At 72.5% G+C, this 19,446-nt stretch carries 14 protein-coding genes; 3 read left to right on the forward strand and 11 right to left on the reverse strand.

From position 1 onward, the window contains the following. Window positions 1-74: 74 nt before the first annotated feature. From ACFVQZ_RS11730 to ACFVQZ_RS11740, 3 genes are all read right to left on the reverse strand, one after another. Entirely contained in the window at window positions 75-989 is a 915-nt protein-coding gene (locus tag ACFVQZ_RS11730; RefSeq protein WP_383621295.1) for an ADP-ribosylglycohydrolase family protein, read from the reverse strand. Window positions 990-1,001: 12 nt separating this feature from the next. Next, window positions 1,002-1,661 carry a histidine phosphatase family protein gene (locus ACFVQZ_RS11735; RefSeq protein ID WP_030495091.1) on the reverse strand — a complete coding sequence of 220 codons (660 nt, stop codon included), beginning with the start codon at window positions 1,659-1,661 and terminating at the stop codon, window positions 1,002-1,004. 109 nt (window positions 1,662-1,770) lie between these two features. Next, window positions 1,771-2,376, reverse strand: a complete 606-nt coding sequence (locus tag ACFVQZ_RS11740) for a YdbC family protein (protein WP_030495090.1) — start codon at window positions 2,374-2,376, stop codon at window positions 1,771-1,773. Between the two features lie 231 nt (window positions 2,377-2,607). Between ACFVQZ_RS11740 and ACFVQZ_RS11745 the strand changes: the two genes are divergently transcribed. Then, window positions 2,608-3,138, forward strand: a complete 531-nt coding sequence (locus ACFVQZ_RS11745) for a TerD family protein (RefSeq protein ID WP_030495089.1) — start codon at window positions 2,608-2,610, stop codon at window positions 3,136-3,138. 127 nt (window positions 3,139-3,265) lie between these two features. On the opposite strand, the gene ACFVQZ_RS11750 is transcribed toward ACFVQZ_RS11745, so the two are convergent. Together ACFVQZ_RS11750 and nrdR are read right to left on the reverse strand one after the other, a co-directional pair. After that, on the reverse strand, window positions 3,266-6,163 hold the full coding sequence (locus ACFVQZ_RS11750; RefSeq protein WP_383621298.1) for a vitamin B12-dependent ribonucleotide reductase: 2,898 nt from the start codon (window positions 6,161-6,163) through the stop codon (window positions 3,266-3,268). Between the two features lie 174 nt (window positions 6,164-6,337). After that, window positions 6,338-6,844, reverse strand: coding sequence for a transcriptional regulator NrdR (gene nrdR, locus ACFVQZ_RS11755; protein WP_030495087.1), 507 nt, complete (start codon window positions 6,842-6,844; stop codon window positions 6,338-6,340). A gap of 437 nt (window positions 6,845-7,281) precedes the next feature. On the opposite strand from nrdR, the gene lexA reads away from it, so the two are divergent. Continuing rightward, window positions 7,282-8,070 (forward strand): transcriptional repressor LexA, encoded by a 789-nt coding sequence (gene lexA / locus ACFVQZ_RS11760; protein ID WP_030495086.1) that lies wholly within the window; start codon window positions 7,282-7,284, stop codon window positions 8,068-8,070. 133 nt (window positions 8,071-8,203) lie between these two features. On the opposite strand, the gene ACFVQZ_RS11765 is transcribed toward lexA, so the two are convergent. The 5 genes from ACFVQZ_RS11765 to ACFVQZ_RS11785 form a co-directional block, all read right to left on the reverse strand. Continuing rightward, the gene (locus ACFVQZ_RS11765; protein ID WP_030495085.1) at window positions 8,204-10,177 is read right to left on the reverse strand and encodes an ATP-dependent DNA helicase; all 1,974 of its coding nucleotides are present in this window, start codon (window positions 10,175-10,177) and stop codon (window positions 8,204-8,206) included. Window positions 10,178-10,227: 50 nt separating this feature from the next. Then, entirely contained in the window at window positions 10,228-12,039 is a 1,812-nt protein-coding gene (locus tag ACFVQZ_RS11770) for an IucA/IucC family protein (RefSeq protein ID WP_383621369.1), read from the reverse strand. A gap of 68 nt (window positions 12,040-12,107) precedes the next feature. Further along, window positions 12,108-12,731 (reverse strand): GNAT family N-acetyltransferase, encoded by a 624-nt coding sequence (locus ACFVQZ_RS11775; RefSeq protein ID WP_383621300.1) that lies wholly within the window; start codon window positions 12,729-12,731, stop codon window positions 12,108-12,110. A gap of 101 nt (window positions 12,732-12,832) precedes the next feature. Further along, a complete protein-coding gene (locus tag ACFVQZ_RS11780; RefSeq protein ID WP_383621302.1) occupies window positions 12,833-14,710 on the reverse strand; it encodes an IucA/IucC family protein in 1,878 nt (625 codons plus the stop codon). A 38-nt stretch (window positions 14,711-14,748) separates the two neighbouring features. Continuing rightward, entirely contained in the window at window positions 14,749-16,248 is a 1,500-nt protein-coding gene (locus ACFVQZ_RS11785; protein ID WP_383621304.1) for a diaminobutyrate--2-oxoglutarate transaminase family protein, read from the reverse strand. Between the two features lie 328 nt (window positions 16,249-16,576). Here ACFVQZ_RS11785 and ACFVQZ_RS11790 point away from each other — a divergent pair, with 328 nt between their 5' ends. Next, window positions 16,577-17,752, forward strand: a complete 1,176-nt coding sequence (locus tag ACFVQZ_RS11790) for a hypothetical protein (protein WP_030495080.1) — start codon at window positions 16,577-16,579, stop codon at window positions 17,750-17,752. 96 nt (window positions 17,753-17,848) lie between these two features. On the opposite strand, the gene hflX is transcribed toward ACFVQZ_RS11790, so the two are convergent. Next, window positions 17,849-19,342 carry a GTPase HflX gene (gene hflX, locus ACFVQZ_RS11795; RefSeq protein ID WP_030495079.1) on the reverse strand — a complete coding sequence of 498 codons (1,494 nt, stop codon included), beginning with the start codon at window positions 19,340-19,342 and terminating at the stop codon, window positions 17,849-17,851. Between the last annotated feature and the right edge of the window lie 104 nt (window positions 19,343-19,446).

Here is a 19,446-nt window from a genome sequence, read left to right on the forward strand (position 1 = left end):
GGCCGGACCGGCGGCAAAAGGGCGGATGCCCGGACTCCGCGAGGGCCGGGCATCCGCCCCGTACGCAGCCGTGCTCAGCTGCGGGCCGTGCCCTCCAGCACCCAGGCGGGCAGCGCCTCGGTCCGGTCCGCCCACGCGGCCGGCGGCGCGCCGGCGGCTGCCGAGGCCACCACTCCGCCGGCGATGGCGCAGGTCGTGTCGACGTCCCCGCCGACCTGCGCCGTCGTCCAGAACGTCGTCGCGAAGTCGCCGAGGCCGCGGGCCGCCGACCAGAGGGCGAACGGCACCGTGTCGTGCGCGCTGGTCCGCCGGCCGCTGCCGAGCACCGCCGCGACGGTCCCGGCGTCGCCGTAGTCCAGCATGTCGCGGGCCCGGCGCAGCCCGGCACCGACCGCGCTGCGCGGGACCAGCGCGATCACGCCGTCGAGCAGCGCCTCGGGCGTGGGCGGACCCGCCGGAGCGGCCGCGAGGGCCGCCGCCGCGGCGACCGCCATGGCGCCGACGACGGCCTCGCGGTGCTGGTGGGTGGGGTAGGCGGAGATCTCGGCCTGGTGGGTGGCCTGCTCGGGGTCGTCGGCGTACCAGGCGCCGAGCGGGGCGATGCGCATGGCAGCGCCATTGCCCCAGGAGCCCTGCCCGTTGAAGAGCGCGGCGGCGAGTTCTCGCCAGTCGCCGCCCTCCCGGATCAACCGGAGCATCCGGTTGACGGCGGGACCGTAGCCCCGGTCGAAGTCGTGGTGCTCGGCGAAGGAGGCGGCCAGGGCGTCCTGGTCGATGCGCTCGTGGCGGGCGAGGACGGCGACGACGGAGCAGGCCATCTCCGTGTCGTCGGTCCACTGCCACGAGCCGGGCGGCAGTTCGCGCCGCTTCAGGAGGGGGTAGTGCGCGGGGACGAAGAACTGGGATCCCAGGGCGTCCCCCACGGCCAGTCCGCGCAGACTGGCGAGGGCGCGGTCGAAGCGCCCTGCGAATGAGGAGTCAGCGATCATCGGTGCGCCACTCTATCCGGTGGGGCCGTACGGTTCCGGGGTACACCAGCGTTCGAACGGGCGGTCCAGCCGATAGCGTCCGTCCTCTCCGAGCACCAGGATCCGGGTCTCCGCGTTGCCCGGGTTCGACAGCGATTCGAATTCGGCCACGCTCCAGTGGAACCACCTCATGCAGAAGAGCCGCATGGTCAGCCCGTGGGTCACCAGCAGGACGTTCGGCGGGTGGTCGGGGGCCTCGAAGCTCCGGTAGAGGCTCTCCAGGAAGGCCCCGACCCGGTCGTACACGTCGGCTCCCGACTCGCCCTGGGCGAAGCGGTAGAAGAAGTGCCCGTACGCGTCCCGGTAGACCTTCTGGAGCCGTACGTCCTCCCGGTCCTGCCAGTTCCCCCAGTCCTGCTCGCGCAGCCGCGGCTCCTCCCGGACCCTCACCCGGCCCGGCGGCAGCCGGAAGGCGTGCAGCGTCTCGTGGGTGCGGCGGTACGGCGAGACGTACACGCTGACCGCCTCGTCGCCGAAGAGCTCCCTGAGCCGCTCCCCCGTCGCCTCCGCCTGCCGCCGGCCCCGCTCGGTCAGCCGGAGGGCATGGTCCGGCTCCCGCTCGTAGACGGTGTCGTCGACATTGCCTTCGGATTCCCCGTGCCGTACGAGAACGATGCGCCGCGGTCGTGCCATGGTCCGACCCTAAAGGGGGGCGTCCCGTTCGGCTCAGCCGAGGAGGCGGCCGGAGCCCGTCCGGCGTACCGGCCGCCCCCGCGAAGGCCGGAGCGGGGCCACGGCGCGCTCAGACCGTCCAGGCGGGTTCGAGCCGCACCACGTCGCCCGAGAGGGCGGCCACGTCGGCCTCGGTCTGCGCCCGCAGGCCGAGGCGCTCCACCCGCTCCTCGCGGTACTTGCCGTGCTCGGCGACGGAGTTCCACAGCGACAGCACCAGGAACTCGTGGCCGGGCGCCTCGCCGAACAGCCCCCGCAGCATGCCCGGGGAACCGGCCATCGCCGGGTTCCACACCTTCTCCTGCATCAGCGCGAAGTGCTCCACGCGCTCCTCGTGGATCCGGCAGTGCGCCACCCGCGCCACGTCCGCGTCCGAGAACTTCGGCTCGAAACCGGTCTTCACGTCGAAACGGTGATCGAAGAGCCTGACCTGGGCGTCCTTGAACGTGCCGGACTGCGCCGCGGCCAGCCGGTCGTGCGAGCGGGCCATGAAGGAGTCGTAGAAGGCCCGGCTCTCCCAGAAGGAGAAGACGTGCGCGATCTCGGGACGGGCCCGGCTCCAGCCGCCGCCCTGCCCCCGGAAACCCGGCTCCCCGAGCAGCCCCGCCCACTTCCGCTGCCCCCGCTCGAAGCCTCGACGGTCCACGACGGTGCAGCGAATCCACTTGACCAGCACCGCGCCATCGTACGGGTCCGGCGAGCGCCCCGGCAGACCGTCTCCACAGACGGGGCCCCGCGTGACCCCTCGTCAGGAGACGTCTGATTCCAGCCAGTCGGGCGCCCGGTTCCGGCACGTGTGCACCGCGGAGGCGGGCGCGGCCGGCCCGGCTGTCGGAGGTGCGTGACACCATGAGGACAGACCCGGGGCGAAGGGTCTGCACGGGGACACGGGGAAAGGGGAGGCAGCGTGAGCGGACTCAGCAAGGGCGTCGGCAAGGTGGAGGTGGCGCTCCGGTGGGACCCGGCGCCGGCGGGCGCGCCCGCGCACGACCTGGATCTCGTCGCCGCCGTCTTCACCGCCGAGGACCCGCACGGCACGCCCGCGCAGTTGGTCCACTTCGGCAGCCGCTCCCCCGACGGGACGATCACCCTCCTGCGCGACAGCCGCACGGGGCAGGGATTCGGCTACGACGAGGCGATGACGCTCGAACTGGACCGTCTGGCCGAGCGGTACGCGCGCGTGGTGGTCGGCGTGGTGATACAGCAGGGCGGCGGCCGGGTGACCTTCGGCCGGATAGCACAGGCTTCGGTCCGGGTCAGCGAGGGCTACACGGAACTGCTGGCTTACGACTTCGCCGGCGTCGCCGACGCGACGGCCGCGACGGTCGTCGAGTTCGTCCGCGAGGCCTCGTCCGGCTGGACGTTCCGCCCCCTGCCGCGGGGCTTCGACACGGACCCGCAGTCCTTCGGCTCCCTGATGGGCACGCCGCGCGCCTGAGGTCGCCCGCCCCGGGACGCGGAACACCTCACGCCTGTACCGCGCACGCCGGAGGGGACCGGCCTGGGCCGGTCCCCTCCGTCCGTCACGCGTCAGCCGACGAGCAGGTCGGCTGACGCGGTGCGGGTCAGCTGCAGCCGCTGGTCGAGCCGCAGCCCTCGCAGATGTAGCAGGAGCCGGCGCGCTGCATCTTCGTCCCGCAGGAGAAGCAGAGCGGGGCGTCGGCGCTGATGCCGAGCTGCATCTCCACGAGCTCCGCGGAGGTGTGCGCCTGCTTCGGGGCCGGGACCTCGGCCTTGACGGCCGGGGCCGGGGCGGCGACGGCCTTCAGCTCCGTGGCGACCGGGGCGGACTGGGCCAGACCCTCCACGTCGACGTCCTCGGCGGACGGCTCGTAGGAGCCCGTCTCCAGGTGGCGCTGGCGCTCCTCGGCAGAGTGGATGCCGAGGGCCGAGCGGGTCTCGAAGGGCAGGAAGTCCAGCGCCAGGCGGCGGAAGATGTAGTCGACGATCGACTGTGCCATCCGCACGTCCGGGTCGTCGGTCATGCCGGCCGGCTCGAAGCGCATGTTGGTGAACTTCGAGACGTACGTCTCCAGCGGGACGCCGTACTGCAGACCGACGGAGACGGCGATGGAGAAGGCGTCCATCATGCCCGCGAGGGTCGAACCCTGCTTCGACATCTTCAGGAAGACCTCGCCGAGACCGTCGTCCGGGTAGGAGTTGGCGGTCATGTAGCCCTCGGCGCCGCCGACGGTGAAGGAGGTGGTGATCCCCGGGCGGCCCTTCGGGAGACGCTTGCGGACCGGGCGGTACTCGACGACCTTCTCGACGGCCTCGCGGATCGTCGCCTCGGTCTTCGCGGTCACCTCGGCCTTCTCGTCCTCCTTCTTCTTGGCGGAGAGCGGCTGGCCGACCTTGCAGTTGTCGCGGTAGATCGCGAGCGCCTTGACGCCCATCTTCCACGCCTCGAAGTAGACCTCCTCGACGTCCTCGACCGTGGCGGTCTCCGGCAGGTTCACGGTCTTGGAGAGGGCGCCGGAGATCCAGGGCTGGATGGCGGCCATCATGCGGACGTGGCCCATCGCGGAGATGGAGCGCTCGCCCATGGCGCAGTCGAAGACCTCGTAGTGCTCGGTCTTGAGGCCGGGGGCGTCGATCACGTTGCCGTGCTCGGCGATGTGGGCGACGATCGCCTCGATCTGCTCCTCCTGGTAGCCCAGGCGGCGCAGGGCCTGCGGGACGGTGCCGTTGACGATCTGCATCGAGCCGCCGCCGACGAGCTTCTTGAACTTGACCAGGGCGAGGTCGGGCTCGAGGCCGGTGGTGTCGCAGGACATCGCGAGGCCGATGGTGCCGGTCGGGGCGATGACCGACGCCTGGGCGTTGCGGAAGCCGTTCTTGGCGCCGAGGCGGATCACGTCCTGCCACGCCTCGGTGGCGGCGGCCCAGATCGGGGTGTCCAGGTCGTCCATGCGGACGGCCTTGTCGTTGGCGTCGGCGTGCTGCTTCATGACGCGCTGGTGCGGCTCGGCGTTGCGGGCGTAGCCGTCGTACGCGCCGACGACCGCGGCGAGCTCGGCGGAGCGCTTGTACGAGGTGCCGGTCATCAGCGAGGTGATGGCGCCGGCGAGGGCACGGCCGCCCTCGGAGTCGTACGCATGGCCGGTCGCCATCAGCAGGGCGCCGAGGTTGGCGTAGCCGATGCCGAGCTGGCGGAAGGCGCGGGTGTTCTCGCCGATCTTCTGGGTCGGGAAGTCGGCGAAGCAGATGGAGATGTCCATCGCGGTGATGACGAGCTCGACGACCTTGGCGAAGCGCTCGACGTCGAAGGACTGGTTGCCCTTGCCGTCGTCCTTCAGGAACTTCATGAGGTTCAGCGAGGCGAGGTTGCAGGACGTGTTGTCCAGGTGCATGTACTCGCTGCACGGGTTCGAGCCGTTGATGCGGCCGGACTCGGGGCAGGTGTGCCAGTGGTTGATCGTGTCGTCGTACTGGATGCCCGGGTCGGCGCAGGCCCACGCGGCCTCGGCCATCTTGCGGAAGAGCGCCTTGGCGTCGACCTCCTCGATGACCTCGCCGGTCATGCGGGCGCGCAGGCCGAACTTCCCGCCGGACTCGACGGCCTTCATGAACTCGTCGTTCACGCGGACGGAGTTGTTGGCGTTCTGGTACTGGACGGACGTGATGTCGTCGCCGCCCAGGTCCATGTCGAAGCCCGCGTCGCGCAGCGCGCGGATCTTCTCCTCCTCCTTGACCTTGGTCTCGATGAAGTTCTCGATGTCCGGGTGGTCGACGTCGAGGATGACCATCTTGGCGGCGCGGCGGGTGGCACCACCGGACTTGATCGTTCCCGCGGAGGCGTCGGCGCCGCGCATGAAGGAGACCGGGCCGGAGGCGTTGCCACCGGAGGAGAGCAGCTCCTTGGAGGAGCGGATGCGGGAGAGGTTCAGGCCGGCGCCGGAGCCGCCCTTGAAGATCATGCCCTCTTCCTTGTACCAGTCGAGGATCGACTCCATGGAGTCGTCGACGGACAGGATGAAGCAGGCGGAGACCTGCTGGGGCTGCGGCGTGCCCACGTTGAACCAGACCGGCGAGTTGAAGCTGAAGATCTGGTGGAGCAGGGCGTAGGTGAGCTCGTGCTCGAAGATCTCGGCGTCGGCGGGCGAGGCGAAGTACCCGTAGTCCTCGCCGGCCTTCGTGTAGGTCTTCACGATGCGGTCGATGAGCTGCTTGAGACCGGTCTCGCGCTGCGGGGTGCCGACGGCCCCGCGGAAGTACTTGCTGGTGACGATGTTGACCGCGTTCACCGACCAGAAGTCGGGGAACTCGACGCCACGCTGCTCGAAGTTGATCGAGCCGTCGCGCCAGTTGGTCATGACGACGTCACGGCGCTCCCAGTTCACCTCGTCGTACGGATGCACGCCGGGGGTGGTGTGGATGCGCTCGATCCGCAGGCCCTTGCTCGCCGCCTTGGCTCCCTTGGTGCGGGAACCACGTGCCGGGCCGCTCGCCGTCTCTGTCATGCCGCCTCCCATATACGGGCAAAACACCCTTTGGCGCCCAGATAGTCCCAGAGCACCGTTGTCTGTACTTCGTTCTGTACTGCTTGACCCGCGGGCGCCGCACAGGTCACCCGGGGCAGGTCTTCACGGCCGCACCACGGCCGGTCCCGGGCCCGCGAGGGGCCCGGACCGCCGTCAGTCGGCGGCGCCGGCGGGAACGGGCACCTCGGGGGTGCCGGTCCCGCCGTTCTCAGCGGGAGGCCGCACGCGGAGTTCCGCGATGGCGGCCTCGAAGTCCTCGAGCCCCTCGAACGCCTTGTAGACGGAGGCGAAGCGCAGGTACGCGACGAGGTCGAGCTCCTGCAGCGGCCCGAGGATGGCCAGGCCCACGTCGTGGGTGGTCAGCTCGGCGCTACCGGTGGCGCGCACCGCCTCCTCGACCCGCTGGCCGAGCTTGGCCAGGGCGTCCTCGGTGACCGGCCGCCCCTGGCACGCCTTGCGGACGCCGGAGATGACCTTGGTGCGACTGAAGGGCTCGGTGACGCCGGAGCGCTTGACCACCATGAGCGAACACGTCTCCACCGTGGTGAAACGGCGGGCGCAGTCCGTGCACTGCCGGCGGCGTCGGATCGACGTGCCGTCATCGGTGGTGCGACTGTCCACGACCCGGCTGTCGGGGTGCCTGCAGAAGGGGCAGTGCATCGGTTACGACCCTCTTCCTCACGGCACGACTGAACAGCCTCGCGCGGCCCGTCAAGGCCCTCGAAGCGACCACCAGCATAGGCGATGGCAGGAGCCCCGGCAGACCGGGGACCACTATCCCTGGGTGGCCGATGACATCCAACCACTAGATCTTGGGTTGGGGCCGGTGCGACGCCCCCGCGTGTCGCGGGGACCCCGGAGCCGCGCCCGTGCTCCGCGGATGGGAGACTGGGAGGGCGCGCCGGGACCTGGGAACCCAGCCGCGAAGGCTACCGTAAGGGCGGCTCCCGCCTCCGGGGGCCTGCTCCCCATACACCCCCACCCGCACACCCGTAAGGCAATCTGCGGATTTTCACTCGAACGTGTGTTTGGCGCAACCTTTCGAAAGCTACTACCGTTGTGCCAGCCAGGGAGACCATTCGAGAGGGGCCGACGACGTGACCACCACCGCAGACAGCGCCACCATCACCGCCCAGGACCGCTCCCAGGGCCGACTCGAGCCGGTGCACGCCATGACCGACACAGCCATGAACGGCGAGGAGCCCGGGCGCCCCGCCCGCGCCCTCCCCGGACGGCCTCCAGGCATCAGGGCCGACAGCTCCGGCCTCACCGACCGCCAGCGGCGGGTCATCGAAGTCATCCGCGACTCGGTCCAGCGGCGCGGCTACCCGCCGTCGATGCGCGAGATCGGCCAGGCGGTGGGCCTCTCCAGCACGTCGTCGGTGGCCCACCAGCTGATGGCCCTGGAGCGCAAGGGCTTCCTCCGCCGCGACCCGCACCGCCCCCGGGCGTACGAGGTCCGCGGCTCCGACCAGCCGAGCACCCAGCCGACCGACACCACCGGCAAGCCGGCGGCGTCGTACGTGCCCCTGGTCGGCCGGATCGCCGCCGGTGGTCCCATCCTGGCCGAGGAGTCCGTCGAGGACGTCTTCCCCCTCCCCCGGCAGCTCGTCGGCGACGGTGAGCTCTTCGTCCTCAAGGTCGTCGGCGACTCCATGATCGAGGCCGCCATCTGCGACGGCGACTGGGTCACCGTCCGCCGCCAGCCCGTCGCGGAGAACGGCGACATCGTCGCCGCCATGCTCGACGGCGAGGCCACGGTGAAGCGCTTCAAGCGCGAGGACGGACACGTCTGGCTGCTGCCGCACAACGCCGCGTACCAGCCCATCCCCGGTGACGAGGCCACGATCCTCGGCAAGGTGGTCGCCGTTCTGCGACGGGTCTGACCCACCTCGCCGGCTCCGACCGGGCCCCGGGATCCACTGCGCCGGTCCCGGGGCCCGCTCCACGTCTCACACATCTGGCTCGCCTCGGCCCCGGCACCCGCCGGGGCCGAGGCGCGTCCGCACCCGGACGACGTCAGGCGCCGTCCGCCTTGGCCGCCGCGTCGATCGCCGCCAGCGACCTCCGGACCTGGTTGCGGTCGGTCGTGTACCAGAAGTCGGGCATGGACGCCTTCAGATAGCTGCCGTACCGGGCGGTGGCGAGCCGCTGGTCCAGCACGGCCACCACGCCCCGGTCGCCCGTCGCCCGGACCAGACGGCCCGCGCCCTGGGCCATCAGCAGCGCCGCGTGCGTCGCCGCCACGGCCATGAAGCCGTTCCCCCCGGCCTCCTCGACCGCCCGCTGGCGGGCGCTCATCAGCGGATCGTCGGGACGCGGGAACGGGATCTTGTCCATGACGACCAGCTGGCAGCTGGCCCCCGGCACGTCCACGCCCTGCCAGAGCGACAGGGTGCCGAAGAGGCACGTCTTCGGGTCGGCCGAGAAGTTCTTGATCAGCTCGCCCAGGGTGTCCTCGCCCTGGAGCAGGATCGGGAACTCGGGGATACGGCTCCGCAGCTCCTCCGCCGCCAGCTGGGCCGCCCGCATCGAGGAGAAGAGGCCCAGGGTCCGGCCGCCGGCCGCCTGGATCAGCTCCGTCAGCTCGTCCAGCATGTCGGCCCGGTCGCCGTCCCTGGCCGGCTTGGCCAGGTGCTTGGCGACGTACATGATCCCCTGCTTGGGATAGTCGAACGGCGAGCCGACGTCGATGCCCTTCCAGACCGGCAGGTCGTCGCCCGTGGTGCCCTCGGGCGCGAGCCCCAGGGAGGCGCCCACCCCGTTGAAGTCCCCGCCGAGCTTGAGCGTGGCCGACGCGAGGACGACGGAGCGCTCGGTGAAGAGCTTCTCCCGCAGCAGCCCGGAGACAGAGAGCGGCGCGACCCGCACCGAGGCGCCGAAACGGTCGTGGCGCTCGTACCAGACGACGTCGTACTCGGAGCCCTGGGTGATCCGCTCCGCCACGCCGTGCACGGTCTCCACCGAGGCCATCGCCTGCTTGCGGACCGCGTCCTCGTCCTGCACGGAGCGGTCCCGCGTGTTCCCCAGCGCGGTGATCACGGCGCGGGCCGCGTCGCGCAGCGCCCCCAGCGCGTACGCCAGGTCCTCCGGAAGCTTCTCCAGCCGGCCCGGCAGCGCCAGCTCCATGACCCGTTCGAAGCCCTCCGCGGCGGTCTGGAGCTGGTCGGCGACCTTCTCGTCCACGAGCTTGGCGGCCCGGCGCACCGCCCGGTTCACCTGGCCGGGCGTGAGCTCCCCGGTGGCGACGCCCGTCACCCGGGAGACCAGCTCGTGGGCCTCGTCGACGATCAGGACCTCGTGCTGGGGCAGCACGGGGGCGCCCTCGATCGCGTCGATCGCCAGCAGGGCGTGGTTCGTGACGACGACGTCCGCGAGCTTGGCGCGCTCGCGGGCCGCCTCGGCGAAGCACTCCGCGCCGTACGCGCACTTGCTCGCGCCGAGACATTCCCGGGAGGAGACCGACACCTGGGCCCAGGCCCGGTCGGAGACGCCGGGCGTCAGGTCGTCCCGGTCGCCGGTCTCCGTCTCGTCCGCCCAGTCGCGCAGCCGGATCAGGTCCTGGCCGAGCTTGCTGGTCGGCGCGGCGGCCTCGAAGGGGTCGAACAGGCCGTCCTCCTCGTCCTGCGGCACCCCCTCGTGGAGGCGGTGCAGGCACAGGTAGTTCGACCGGCCCTTGAGCATGGCGAACTGGGGGCGGCGGCGCAGCTGCGGGTGGAGCGCGTCGACCGTCCGCGGCAGGTCGCGCTCGACGAGCTGGCGCTGGAGCGCCAGGGTGGCCGTGGCCACCACCACCCTCTCCCCGTGCGCGAGCGCCGGCACGAGGTAGCCGAGCGACTTCCCGGTGCCGGTGCCCGCCTGGACGAGCAGGTGGGAGTTGTCGTCGATGGCCTCGGCCACGGCCTCGGCCATGGCGACCTGGCCGGGCCTCTCGGTGCCGCCGACGGCGGCGACGGCGGCGTGGAGGAGGTCGGGGAGGGATGGCTTCGTCATAGCGTTCCCAGCCTACGGGGCCGCACCGACAGCGGGAGCACTCCCGGAGATCACGCGAGGGGGTTGGGAACGGTCCCGTGGACGGCGGCGTGCGGGCGGTCGGCGCGGTCCCGGTAACCGTCCAGGTGCAGCCGGTTCCGGTTGAGGCAGAGCCGTTCGATCCTCGGGGTGAGCAGGTCGAAGAGCTCGAACCGTTCCTTCAGCTCGGGGAACCGCTCCTGGTGGCGCAGGATCTCGGCGCGGACGAGGCCCCAGAAGTCCGCCTCGGGCACGTCGAGTTGCTCCTCGCACAGCGGGGCGAGGTAGCGGAAGACGCCGACGAAGAGCCCCGAATGGATGAACTGGGTGAGGAACTCCGGCTCCTCGGTGAGGAGGACGGCGCGGACGTCGTCGGGCATCGACGCGTGCTCGGGGAGCGGGTGGGCGCTGATGTTGACGTCGTCGACGAAGTCCTTGATCGCCAGGCGGACGGGGACGTCCTGCTCGTCGTAGACGACGATCGCGTTCTCGCCGTGCGGCGAGAAGACCGTGCCGTAGCGGTAGAGGAAGTGGAGCAGCGGGGGCAGCAGGGCGGCGAAGAGCCGCCGCAGCCAGGTGGCGGGGGCGAGGCCGGAGCGCTCGACGAGCTCGGCGACGAAGGCGCGGCCGTCGGGGTCGGTGTGCAGCAGCGAGGCGAGGGTGCGGGCGCGTTCGCCGGGGGGCAGGCGGAGCGGTTCGCGCCAGATCGCGCCGAGGAGTTCCTTGTACTGGTACGGGACTTCGGGCAGCCGGTCGTAGAGGGGGTGCTCGACGGTGACGGAGGCGACCTCGCCGAGGAGGATCACGCCGCACTCGCGGTGGAGGAAGGGGTCGGCGTCGCGCAGGCCGTGGACCCAGGCGGTGACGGCCGGGGCGGCGAGGGTGCGCTCGGTGGGGAGGCCGCGCCAGACGAGGGTGTTGAGGACGGAGAGCGGCAGTTTGACGGTGTGCCGGTCGGGGCGGCTGGTGTTGAGGAAGGTGCGGATGGACTGCTGCGGCAGGCGGAGGTCTCCGTCGGCGGGCAGGGGGACGATCTCCGCGGCGGCGACGGCGGGGGCGTAGAGGGGGAGGAGGATCTCGTCCCACTGCCAGGGGTGGACGGGCAGCAGCAGGTACGCGTCGGGGTCGAGTCCGCGGGCGGTGAGTTCGGCGCGGAACGCCTCCCGGACGGGCGGGTCGAGCTCGCGGGCGTAGAGGAGGTCGGGGGTCTCCAGTCCGGTCACGCCGCGGTAGGCGGCGAGGCGGTTGCTGACGGCGATCCACGGGAGGCGGGTGGCGTTGCGGGCCTCGGGGGCCCAGCGGGCGGCGTCGCCGGCGGAGAACCCGATGCGGCCCTTGTTGAGGACCAGCCAGGGGTGTCCGGTCTGGTGGCCTTCGAGCGCGGCGTACGGGAGGTCGGCGAGGCGGTGCGCGGGGAGCGCGGTGTGGTCGAGCCGCGCCTCGGCGGCGAGGGTGGCGGAGAGTTCGCGGATGAGGTGGCCGAGGGTGGCGCCGTCGAGTCCGAGGAGGCGGCGGGCGCGGACGAGGAAGGCGAGGGGGTCCGTCAGCGGCCGGCCGTCGAGGGTGATCGTGTCGGGGGCGACGCGCCAGCCGCCGTAGGCGCCGCGGCGGGCGGTGAAGGCGAGGGGGGCGCCGTCGTCCAGGGTGAGGACGTACCGGTCGGGTGCGTCGCCGCCGGCCGGTACGGGGGCGAGGATCTCCTCGTACGCGAACTCGCCGAGGGCCTTGGCGAGGGTGCGGGCGGAGGCGCGGGTCCAGGCGGCGGGGTTGAGCTCGGGGGGCGCGAGCAGGACGGGGGCGGCGGTCGCCGCCGGTCGTGCGGAGTCGTGGGGTGCGGGGGACATCGTCACAGAAAGACTCCTCGAAGGGGGAACCGCTGTGGGTCGAGCGGTGTATCAAAGACAGAGAACGGTCACAGGGCGTGACGAAGGAACCGGTCGCGGATCATGAGCGCGGCCCGTTTGCCGGGCAGTTCGATCTCTTCCGCGTAGCGGAAGCCGGCGCTGAGGAACGCGGAAACGGAGGGGGTGTTGCGGATGTCCGGTTCGGCGAGGACGCGGGTGCAGCGGGGACGGTGGGCGAGGACGAGGTCGGCGACGGCGCGCAGGAGTGCGGTGCCGACGCCACGGCCTCGGTCGGTGGCGCCTCCGAGGAGGAGGTGGATACCCGTGTCGTGCGGACGGGCCTCGTAGGCCCGGGCGAGCGGGTCCAGGTCTGCGCGGTAGAGCTCGAAGTAGCTCATCGGGGTCGAGTCGAGCACGCCGACGCAGGGGACGCTGCGGCCGTCGCCTTCGAGCTGGGCGCGGAGGTGGTCGGCGGTGACGGGCTCGGGTCCGGCGAGTTCCCAGAAGGCCGCGACGGCGGGGTCGTTCATCCAGCGGGTGAGCAGGGGCAGATCACGTGCCGGCTGGACGGGGACGAGGCGGAAGGAGCCGAAGGGGGTGTCCGCCGGCGGCCAGGAGGCGACCGAGTCGAGCAGGTCGCCGTCGTGGTGGCCGGCGGAGGGGCGGGGTCTGTGGTCCGGAGGTATGGACATGGAGTGGGTCTTCCGGGGTCGGGGCGTCCCCGCGGTGGGTGGACGGGGGACGTGCGGAGGGACGCGGGCCGGGGGCGGCGGTGGTGGGCCGCCCGCGGGGGTCAGGGGCGGAGCGGGTTGGTGATGGTGACGTAGACGGACTGGGTGTCGACGGGGCCGACGAGTTCGTCGAGGCCGTGGAGGCGGGTGAGGAGGTTGGCCTTGCTGCGGAGGGTGGCCGCTTCGAGGAGGCGGTGCGGGAGCGGGGAGCCGAGACCGGTGGCGGAGGTGAGGAAGGAGCGGAAGGCGGCGAGCAGGATCCGCTCGTCGGCGAGGTGCTGGGCGCCGAAGGCGCCGATCAGGCCGAGGACGTTGTTGATGCCGAGGTAGTAGGCGAAGCGCTCGTCCGTGACCTGGTCGGAGACGAAGGTGTCGCTGTGGGCGCCGATGCCGGGGAGGCGGGCCTCCAGCTCGGCCCGGTGGGACTCGCGGAAGTAGTAGCCCTGGTTGTCGCGGTACCGGCCGCCGACGGGCCAGCCGTCGGGGTCCAGGAGGACGAGGGTGTTCTGCTGGTGGGCCTCCAGGGCGATGCCGGCGTGGCCGTCGAGCCAGAGGACGGGGCGGACGACCTGGTCGAGGTAGCGGAGGAACCACTCGGCGGAGACGGCGGCTGCGGGGCGGCCGGTGCGGGCGGCGAGGCGGCCGATGAGGTCGGCGAGCCGGGAGCTCATGCCGGCGGCGCCGGGCCACGGGCGGGGCGCGGTGAGGGCGGCGAGGCAGACGGCGTCGTCTCCGGGGCCGAAGGGGTTGTGCCGGATCATCAGGTCGAGCCCGGGGACGGGGGTGCCGTCGGGGGCGTCGACGGCGAGCCAGGCGGGGTCCCGGACGATGTCGAAGCCGGGGTGGGCGGCCTGCCACTCGTCGACGAGGCCGGTCCGCAGCAGGCGGTGGACCTCGACGCCGCGGTGGAGTTCCTTGCGGAGGTTCTCGCGGCGGGAGTTGGTGATCCGCAGGCCGAGGGAGAGCTTGAGCATGGCGCGGGCGCCGGGCCGGTGGACGGTGCGGACCGAGGAGGTGGGGTGCCAGTGGCTGCCGTGCGGGCCGAGGTCATGGAGGAGGCCCCGGTCGAGCAGGACGCGGACGTCGGGGCGGTGGAGGAGTTCCCGGGCCTGCCAGGGGTGCAGGGGCAGGGGGGTGGTGCCGGCGGGGTGGGCGAGCCCTTCGGCGAGGCCGGTGGCGAGCTGTTCGGCGGTGACGGCGCGGCCCTGTTCCGTCCAGGCCGAGTCGGAGACGAGGAGGGAGTGGTCGACGGCGAACCAGTGGAGGGGGAAGGAGCCGTGGAGTTCGGGCGAGTAGAGGCGGCCCTCGGCTTCGGAGAGTCCTTCGCGGCTCTTGGGGGTGGGGTGCAGCGGGTGGCCGAGGAGGAGGGACTGTTCGGCGGCGAGGAAGAGGTCGGCGTCGGGGTGGGGCCGGGGGTCGCGGCGGCGGGCGGCGAGGAAGTCGGCGGTGCGGCGGGCGGAGTCGGCGACGCGGCCGACGAGTTCGGTGGCCTCGGGGCGGCCGGTCTCGCGGCTGAGGAGGGCGGCGAGGGTGACGGCGTCGACGGCCGGGGCGGTGGAGGGCAGGCCCTCCAGGGTGGGGGTGCCGAAGCGGTGCCAGCCGGTGGGGGACCAGTAGCGGACGGGGACGAGGAGGGCGGTGCCGCTGGCGTCGAGGGGGACGCGGAGGGTGGCGGTCTCGGGGGCGGGGAGGTTCTTCTCCCGGACCCAGCAGCGCAGCAGGTTCTCGACGGCGGCGGTGTCGGCGGCCCGCTGGGGGTCGGGGTCGTCGAGCGGGTCGGCGGCGGGGGTGCCGGGTCGGTGCGGGCCGGCGGCCGGGGCGGTTCCGGAGTGGGCCGGCCGGAGGGGGGCGGGACCGGTGTGCTGGCGCGGGACCGTGTGCTCCTCGGTGTCGGGGTGGGTCTGGGTCTCGGGCACCTGGGAGGTGGGGGTGGCGTTCACGCGGGATTCCTTGGAGAGGGGGCCGGAGGCGGTCCGGGTCAGTGGGACGGGCCGGGGGCGGGCCGGTGGGGGGCGGGCGGCCCGGAGTGGTGGGCCCGCTCGGCGGCGGCGAGGGCGTCGGCGAACCGGTCCAGGACGGCGGTGGCCTGCTCGTCGGTGAGGGTCAGCGGCGGGAGGAGACGGACGACGGCGGAGTGCCGGCCGCCGAGTTCGACGATGAGTCCGCGGTCCAGGCAGGCGCGCCGGACGGCGCGGGCGAGGGCCGGGGCGGCGGGCGGCACGGTGTCGTCGGGGCCCGCCGCCCCGGGGTCGACGAGCTCGACGCCGATCATGAGGCCCCGCCCGCGGACGTCGCCGACGCAGGGGTGGGCGGCCTGGAGGCCCTGGAGCCGGGCGAGCATCCGGGCGCCGAGGGTGGCGGCGCGTTCGGCGAGCCGGTGCTCGCGGACGTACGCGAGGGTCGCGGTGCCGGCGGCCATGGCGAGCTGGTTGCCGCGGAAGGTGCCGGCGTGGGCGCCGGGCTTCCAGGCGTCGAGCCCGGAGCGGTACACGACGACGGCGAGGGGCAGGGAGCCGCCGATGGCCTTGGAGAGGACCATCACGTCGGGGACGACGCCGCTGTGCTCGACGGCCCAGAAGGCGCCGGTGCGGCCGACGCCGGTCTGGACCTCGTCGACGACGAGGGGGACGGAGTGCCGGGCGGTGATGTTCCGGAGGCGGCGCATCCAGGCGTCGGGGGCGGGGAGGACGCCGCCCTCGCCCTGGACGGCCTCCACGATGAGGCCGGCGGGGGTGGGGACGCCGCTCTTGGGGTCATCGAGCAGGGTCTCGGTCCAGCGGGCGGAGAGTTCGGCGCCGCGCTCGCCGCCCACGGCGAAGGGGCAGCGGTACGACTGGGGGTACGGCAGCCGGGTGACGCCGGCGTCCTCGGCTCCGCCCGAGACGGCGAGGGCGCCGGCGGTCATGCCGTGGTAGGCGCCGGTGAAGGCGAACAGGCCGCGCCGGCCGGTGGCGGTGCGGACGAGCTTCAGCGCGGCCTCGACGGCGTCGGTGCCGGCGGGGCCGCAGAACTGGACGCGGGCGTCGGCGGCGAGTTCCGGAGGGAGGGTGGCGAACAGCTCGGAGGTGAAGGCGTCCTTGACCGGGGTCGCGAGGTCGAGGACGTGGAGCGGCGCGCCGGAGTCGAGGACGCGGTGGATGGCTTCGAGGACGACCGGGTGGTTGTGGCCGAGCGCGAGGGTGCCGGCGCCGGACAGGCAGTCGAGGTAGCGGCGGCCGTCGGCGCCCTCGATGGTGAGGCCGCGGGCGCGGACCGGGACGATCGGCAGCGAGCGGGCGTAGGTGCGGGCACTGGACTCGCGCTGGGCCTGGCGCCGCAGGATCGCCTCGTAACCGCCCCCGGCCACCGTGCCGTAGCCGCGCCGGGTCGCGGCGGCCGGCCTGCCGGCGGGCTCCCCCGCCGGCGCGCGGCCTCCGGTGCGCTCCCCCGCGACCGCGTCGGCCTCCGGGGCGGCTGGAGCTGAATCGGTCACGGCCACAGCTCGGTGTCCTCCCGCGATAACAGTTGCGTTGCACATCGGCGGGCCGCCGGGCCGTGTCCAAAGGCCGCTCCGGGCGCCGCCGTTGTGTCCCCGTCCGTACCTAACGACGGGAACTGCCGGGGAACACGGGCCGGAGGCAAGATCCTTGGCGTGTCGCGGATCACGGCATGGCAACGGCCGTACCGGCTCGGGAACCGGGTCCTGGGCGCGTACCGTCCCCTCCGGCACCGGCATAGTGGGGGCCGTCGTTCCCGTGTCCCTCCGGACAGGGGTGCGACCGAAGCTCAGACATGCACAGTCGATGGAGTCCCAGGGGGATCACGAGATGCGATCGATTCGTCCGCTGCTGATGGCGGCGTCCGCCGTCGCGGCGCTGACGCTGACCACGGCGGCCTGCGGCCCGACCGAGGAGAACGCGGGAGACAAGCCCAGCGCGCCGGTGAACGAGAACCCGGTCGACAAGATCAAGATCCCGGAGGACCTGAAGCAGCGGCTGAAGGACCACGGGATCGACATCGACAAGTGGCGCGACGGCGAGTGGCGGAACTGGGACAAGGACAAGTGGCTTCGCGAGGCGAAGGACTTCGTCAACCCGATCATCGAGGACCTCTGGGACCCGGACCGGATGCGGGACGCGGAGCGTCCCGAGCGGCCGGTCGAGGAGGAGGACATCTCGGGTGACGAGGGTGTCACCGACCCGACGCCCGACCCGGTGAAGGCCAAGGCGGTGCCGGCGAAGTACCACGACAACTCGCCGGCGTCCGGCAAGGTGTTCTTCGACGGGCCCGACGGTTCGATGGTCTGCTCGGCGACCGTGGTGAAGGACCCGGCGCACCCGGGCAAGTCGAACATGGTGTGGACCGCCGGTCACTGCGTCCACAAGGGCAAGGAGGGCGGCTGGTACCGCAACATCGCCTTCGTCCCGTCCTACAACGACGCCGCGCTGGAGACCGCCGCGCTGGAGAAGGCGTCGCGTGAGCAGATCGCCCCGTACGGCGTGTGGTGGGCGGACTGGGTGAAGACGTCGGACCAGTGGATCGCGCAGGGCGCGTCCACCGGTGGCGCGGGCGCCCCGTACGACTTCGCGGTCATCCAGGTGACGCCGGAGAAGGGCTCGTCCGGCAAGTCGCTGGAGGAGACGGTCGGCGCTGCCCTGCCGGTCGAGTTCAACGCCCCGGCGGTGCCGAAGATCGCGTCGATCACGGCGACCGGTTACCCGGCGGCGCCGCCGTTCGACGGCCAGAAGATGTTCCAGTGCGCGGACAAGCCGGGCCGGCTGTCGCTGAAGGCGGAGCAGCCGACGATGTACCGCATCGGGTGCACGATGACGGCCGGTTCGTCCGGTGGCGGCTGGGTCGCGCAGGGCAAGGACGGGCAGCCGGCGCTGGTGTCGAACACCTCGATCGGCCCGTCGACGGCCGGCTGGCTGGCGGGGCCCCGACTGGGTCCGGAGGCCAAGGCGATCTTCGACGAGGTCAGCAAGAAGTACGCCGGCCAGTAGGCCGGAGCGTGCGGGCGCACGGCGCCCGCGCAGGAGAAAGGCGCCGGCCCCCTCCCGGGAAAGGGAGGGGGCCGGCGCCTTCGTGCGGGGTCGTGCTCAGTGCGCGGCGGGGACGTACGGCGCGAGCGCCGCCGCCAGTTCCTCGTGCACCCGGGCCTTGACCAGGGTGCCCTCCGGGGTGTGCTCCTCGGAGAGCATCTCGCCCTCGGCGTGGACGCGGGAGACGAGACCGCCCTGCGTGTAGGGCAGGAGGACCTCGATCTCCACCTCCGGGCGCGGCAGCTCGCGGTCGATCAGGGCGAGCAGCTCCTCGATGCCGGCGCCCGAGCGGGCGGAGACGGCCATGGAGTGCTTCTCGACGCGGAGCAGGCGCTGGAGGACCAGCGGGTCGGCCGCGTCGGCCTTGTTGACGATCACGATCTCCGGCACGTTCACCGCGCCGACGTCCCGGAAGACCTCGCGCACGGCGGCCAGCTGCTCCTCCGGGGCGGGGTGCGAGCCGTCCACCACGTGCAGGATGAGGTCGGCGTCGGCGACCTCCTCCATGGTGGAGCGGAACGCCTCGACCAGATGGTGCGGCAGGTGCCGGACGAAACCGACGGTGTCGGCCAGGGTGTAGACCCGGCCGGACGGCGTCTCGGCCCGGCGGACGGTCGGGTCGAGGGTGGCGAACAGCGCGTTCTCCACCAGGACGCCTGCGCCCGTGAGGCGGTTGAGCAGGGAGGACTTGCCGGCGTTGGTGTAGCCGGCGATGGCGACGGACGGCACCTTGTTGCGGCGCCGCTCCTGCCGCTTGACGTCGCGGCCGGTCTTCATCTCCGCGATCTCCCGGCGCATCTTCGCCATCTTCTCGCGGATGCGGCGCCGGTCGGTCTCGATCTTGGTCTCACCGGGGCCTCGGGTGGCCATGCCGCCACCGCCGCCGCCACCCATCTGCCGGGACAGCGACTGACCCCAGCCGCGCAGGCGCGGCAGCATGTACTGCATCTGCGCGAGGGCGACCTGTGCCTTGCCCTCGCGGGACTTGGCGTGCTGGGCGAAGATGTCGAGGATCAGCGCGGTCCGGTCGACCACCTTGACCTTGACGACGTCTTCGAGGGCGATGAGCTGGCCGGGGCTGAGCTCGCCGTCGCAGACCACGGTGTCGGCACCGGTCTCGATGACGATGTCCCGGAGCTCCTGGGCCTTGCCGGAACCGATGAAGGTGGCCGGGTCGGGCTTGTCGCGGCGCTGGATCACGCCGTCGAGGACGAGGGCGCCCGCCGTCTCGGCGAGGGCAGCGAGCTCCGCGAGGGAGTTCTCGGCGTCCTGCACGGTCCCCGAGGTCCAGACGCCGACGAGCACGACGCGCTCCAGGCGCAGCTGCCGGTACTCGACCTCGGTGACGTCCTCGAGCTCGGTGGAGAGGCCGGCGACGCGGCGCAGCGCCGCACGCTCGGAGCGGTCGAACTGGTCGCCGTCCCGCTCTCCGTCGATCTCGTGGCTCCAGGCGACGTCCTCTTCCATCAGGGCATCGGCCCGAAGGCTCTCGGTGCGGCGCGACTGCGCGAAGCTCTGCTCGTCCTGGGAAGGGGAAGAAGAGGAGGTCATTGGATCCTTACGTAGGTCGGAACGATGGTGTCGGTTACAACGCGCGGCGGCCCCGGATGATTCCCTCGCGGGGATTCCCTCACGGGTCCCGCCGGCCGCGTCGC

It is taken from the genome of Streptomyces sp. NPDC057854, from assembly GCF_042797055.1.
In the GTDB taxonomy this organism is placed as follows: Bacteria; Actinomycetota; Actinomycetes; order Streptomycetales; family Streptomycetaceae; genus Streptomyces.

Excerpts from the sequence above, each read along its gene's own strand:
- hflX (WP_030495079.1), bottom strand. The coding sequence starts at position 19,342 with ATGACCTCCTCTTCTTCCCCTTCCCAGGACGAGCAGAGCTTCGCGCAG.
- ACFVQZ_RS11730 (WP_383621295.1), bottom strand. The coding sequence starts at position 989 with ATGATCGCTGACTCCTCATTCGCAGGGCGCTTCGACCGCGCCCTCGCC.
- ACFVQZ_RS11765 (WP_030495085.1), bottom strand. The coding sequence starts at position 10,177 with ATGACGAAGCCATCCCTCCCCGACCTCCTCCACGCCGCCGTCGCCGCC.
- ACFVQZ_RS11775 (WP_383621300.1), bottom strand. The coding sequence starts at position 12,731 with ATGTCCATACCTCCGGACCACAGACCCCGCCCCTCCGCCGGCCACCAC.
- nrdR (WP_030495087.1), bottom strand. The coding sequence starts at position 6,844 with ATGCACTGCCCCTTCTGCAGGCACCCCGACAGCCGGGTCGTGGACAGT.
- ACFVQZ_RS11735 (WP_030495091.1), bottom strand. The coding sequence starts at position 1,661 with ATGGCACGACCGCGGCGCATCGTTCTCGTACGGCACGGGGAATCCGAA.
- ACFVQZ_RS11770 (WP_383621369.1), bottom strand. The coding sequence starts at position 12,039 with ATGTCCCCCGCACCCCACGACTCCGCACGACCGGCGGCGACCGCCGCC.
- ACFVQZ_RS11790 (WP_030495080.1), top strand. The coding sequence starts at position 16,577 with ATGCGATCGATTCGTCCGCTGCTGATGGCGGCGTCCGCCGTCGCGGCG.
- ACFVQZ_RS11750 (WP_383621298.1), bottom strand. The coding sequence starts at position 6,163 with ATGACAGAGACGGCGAGCGGCCCGGCACGTGGTTCCCGCACCAAGGGA.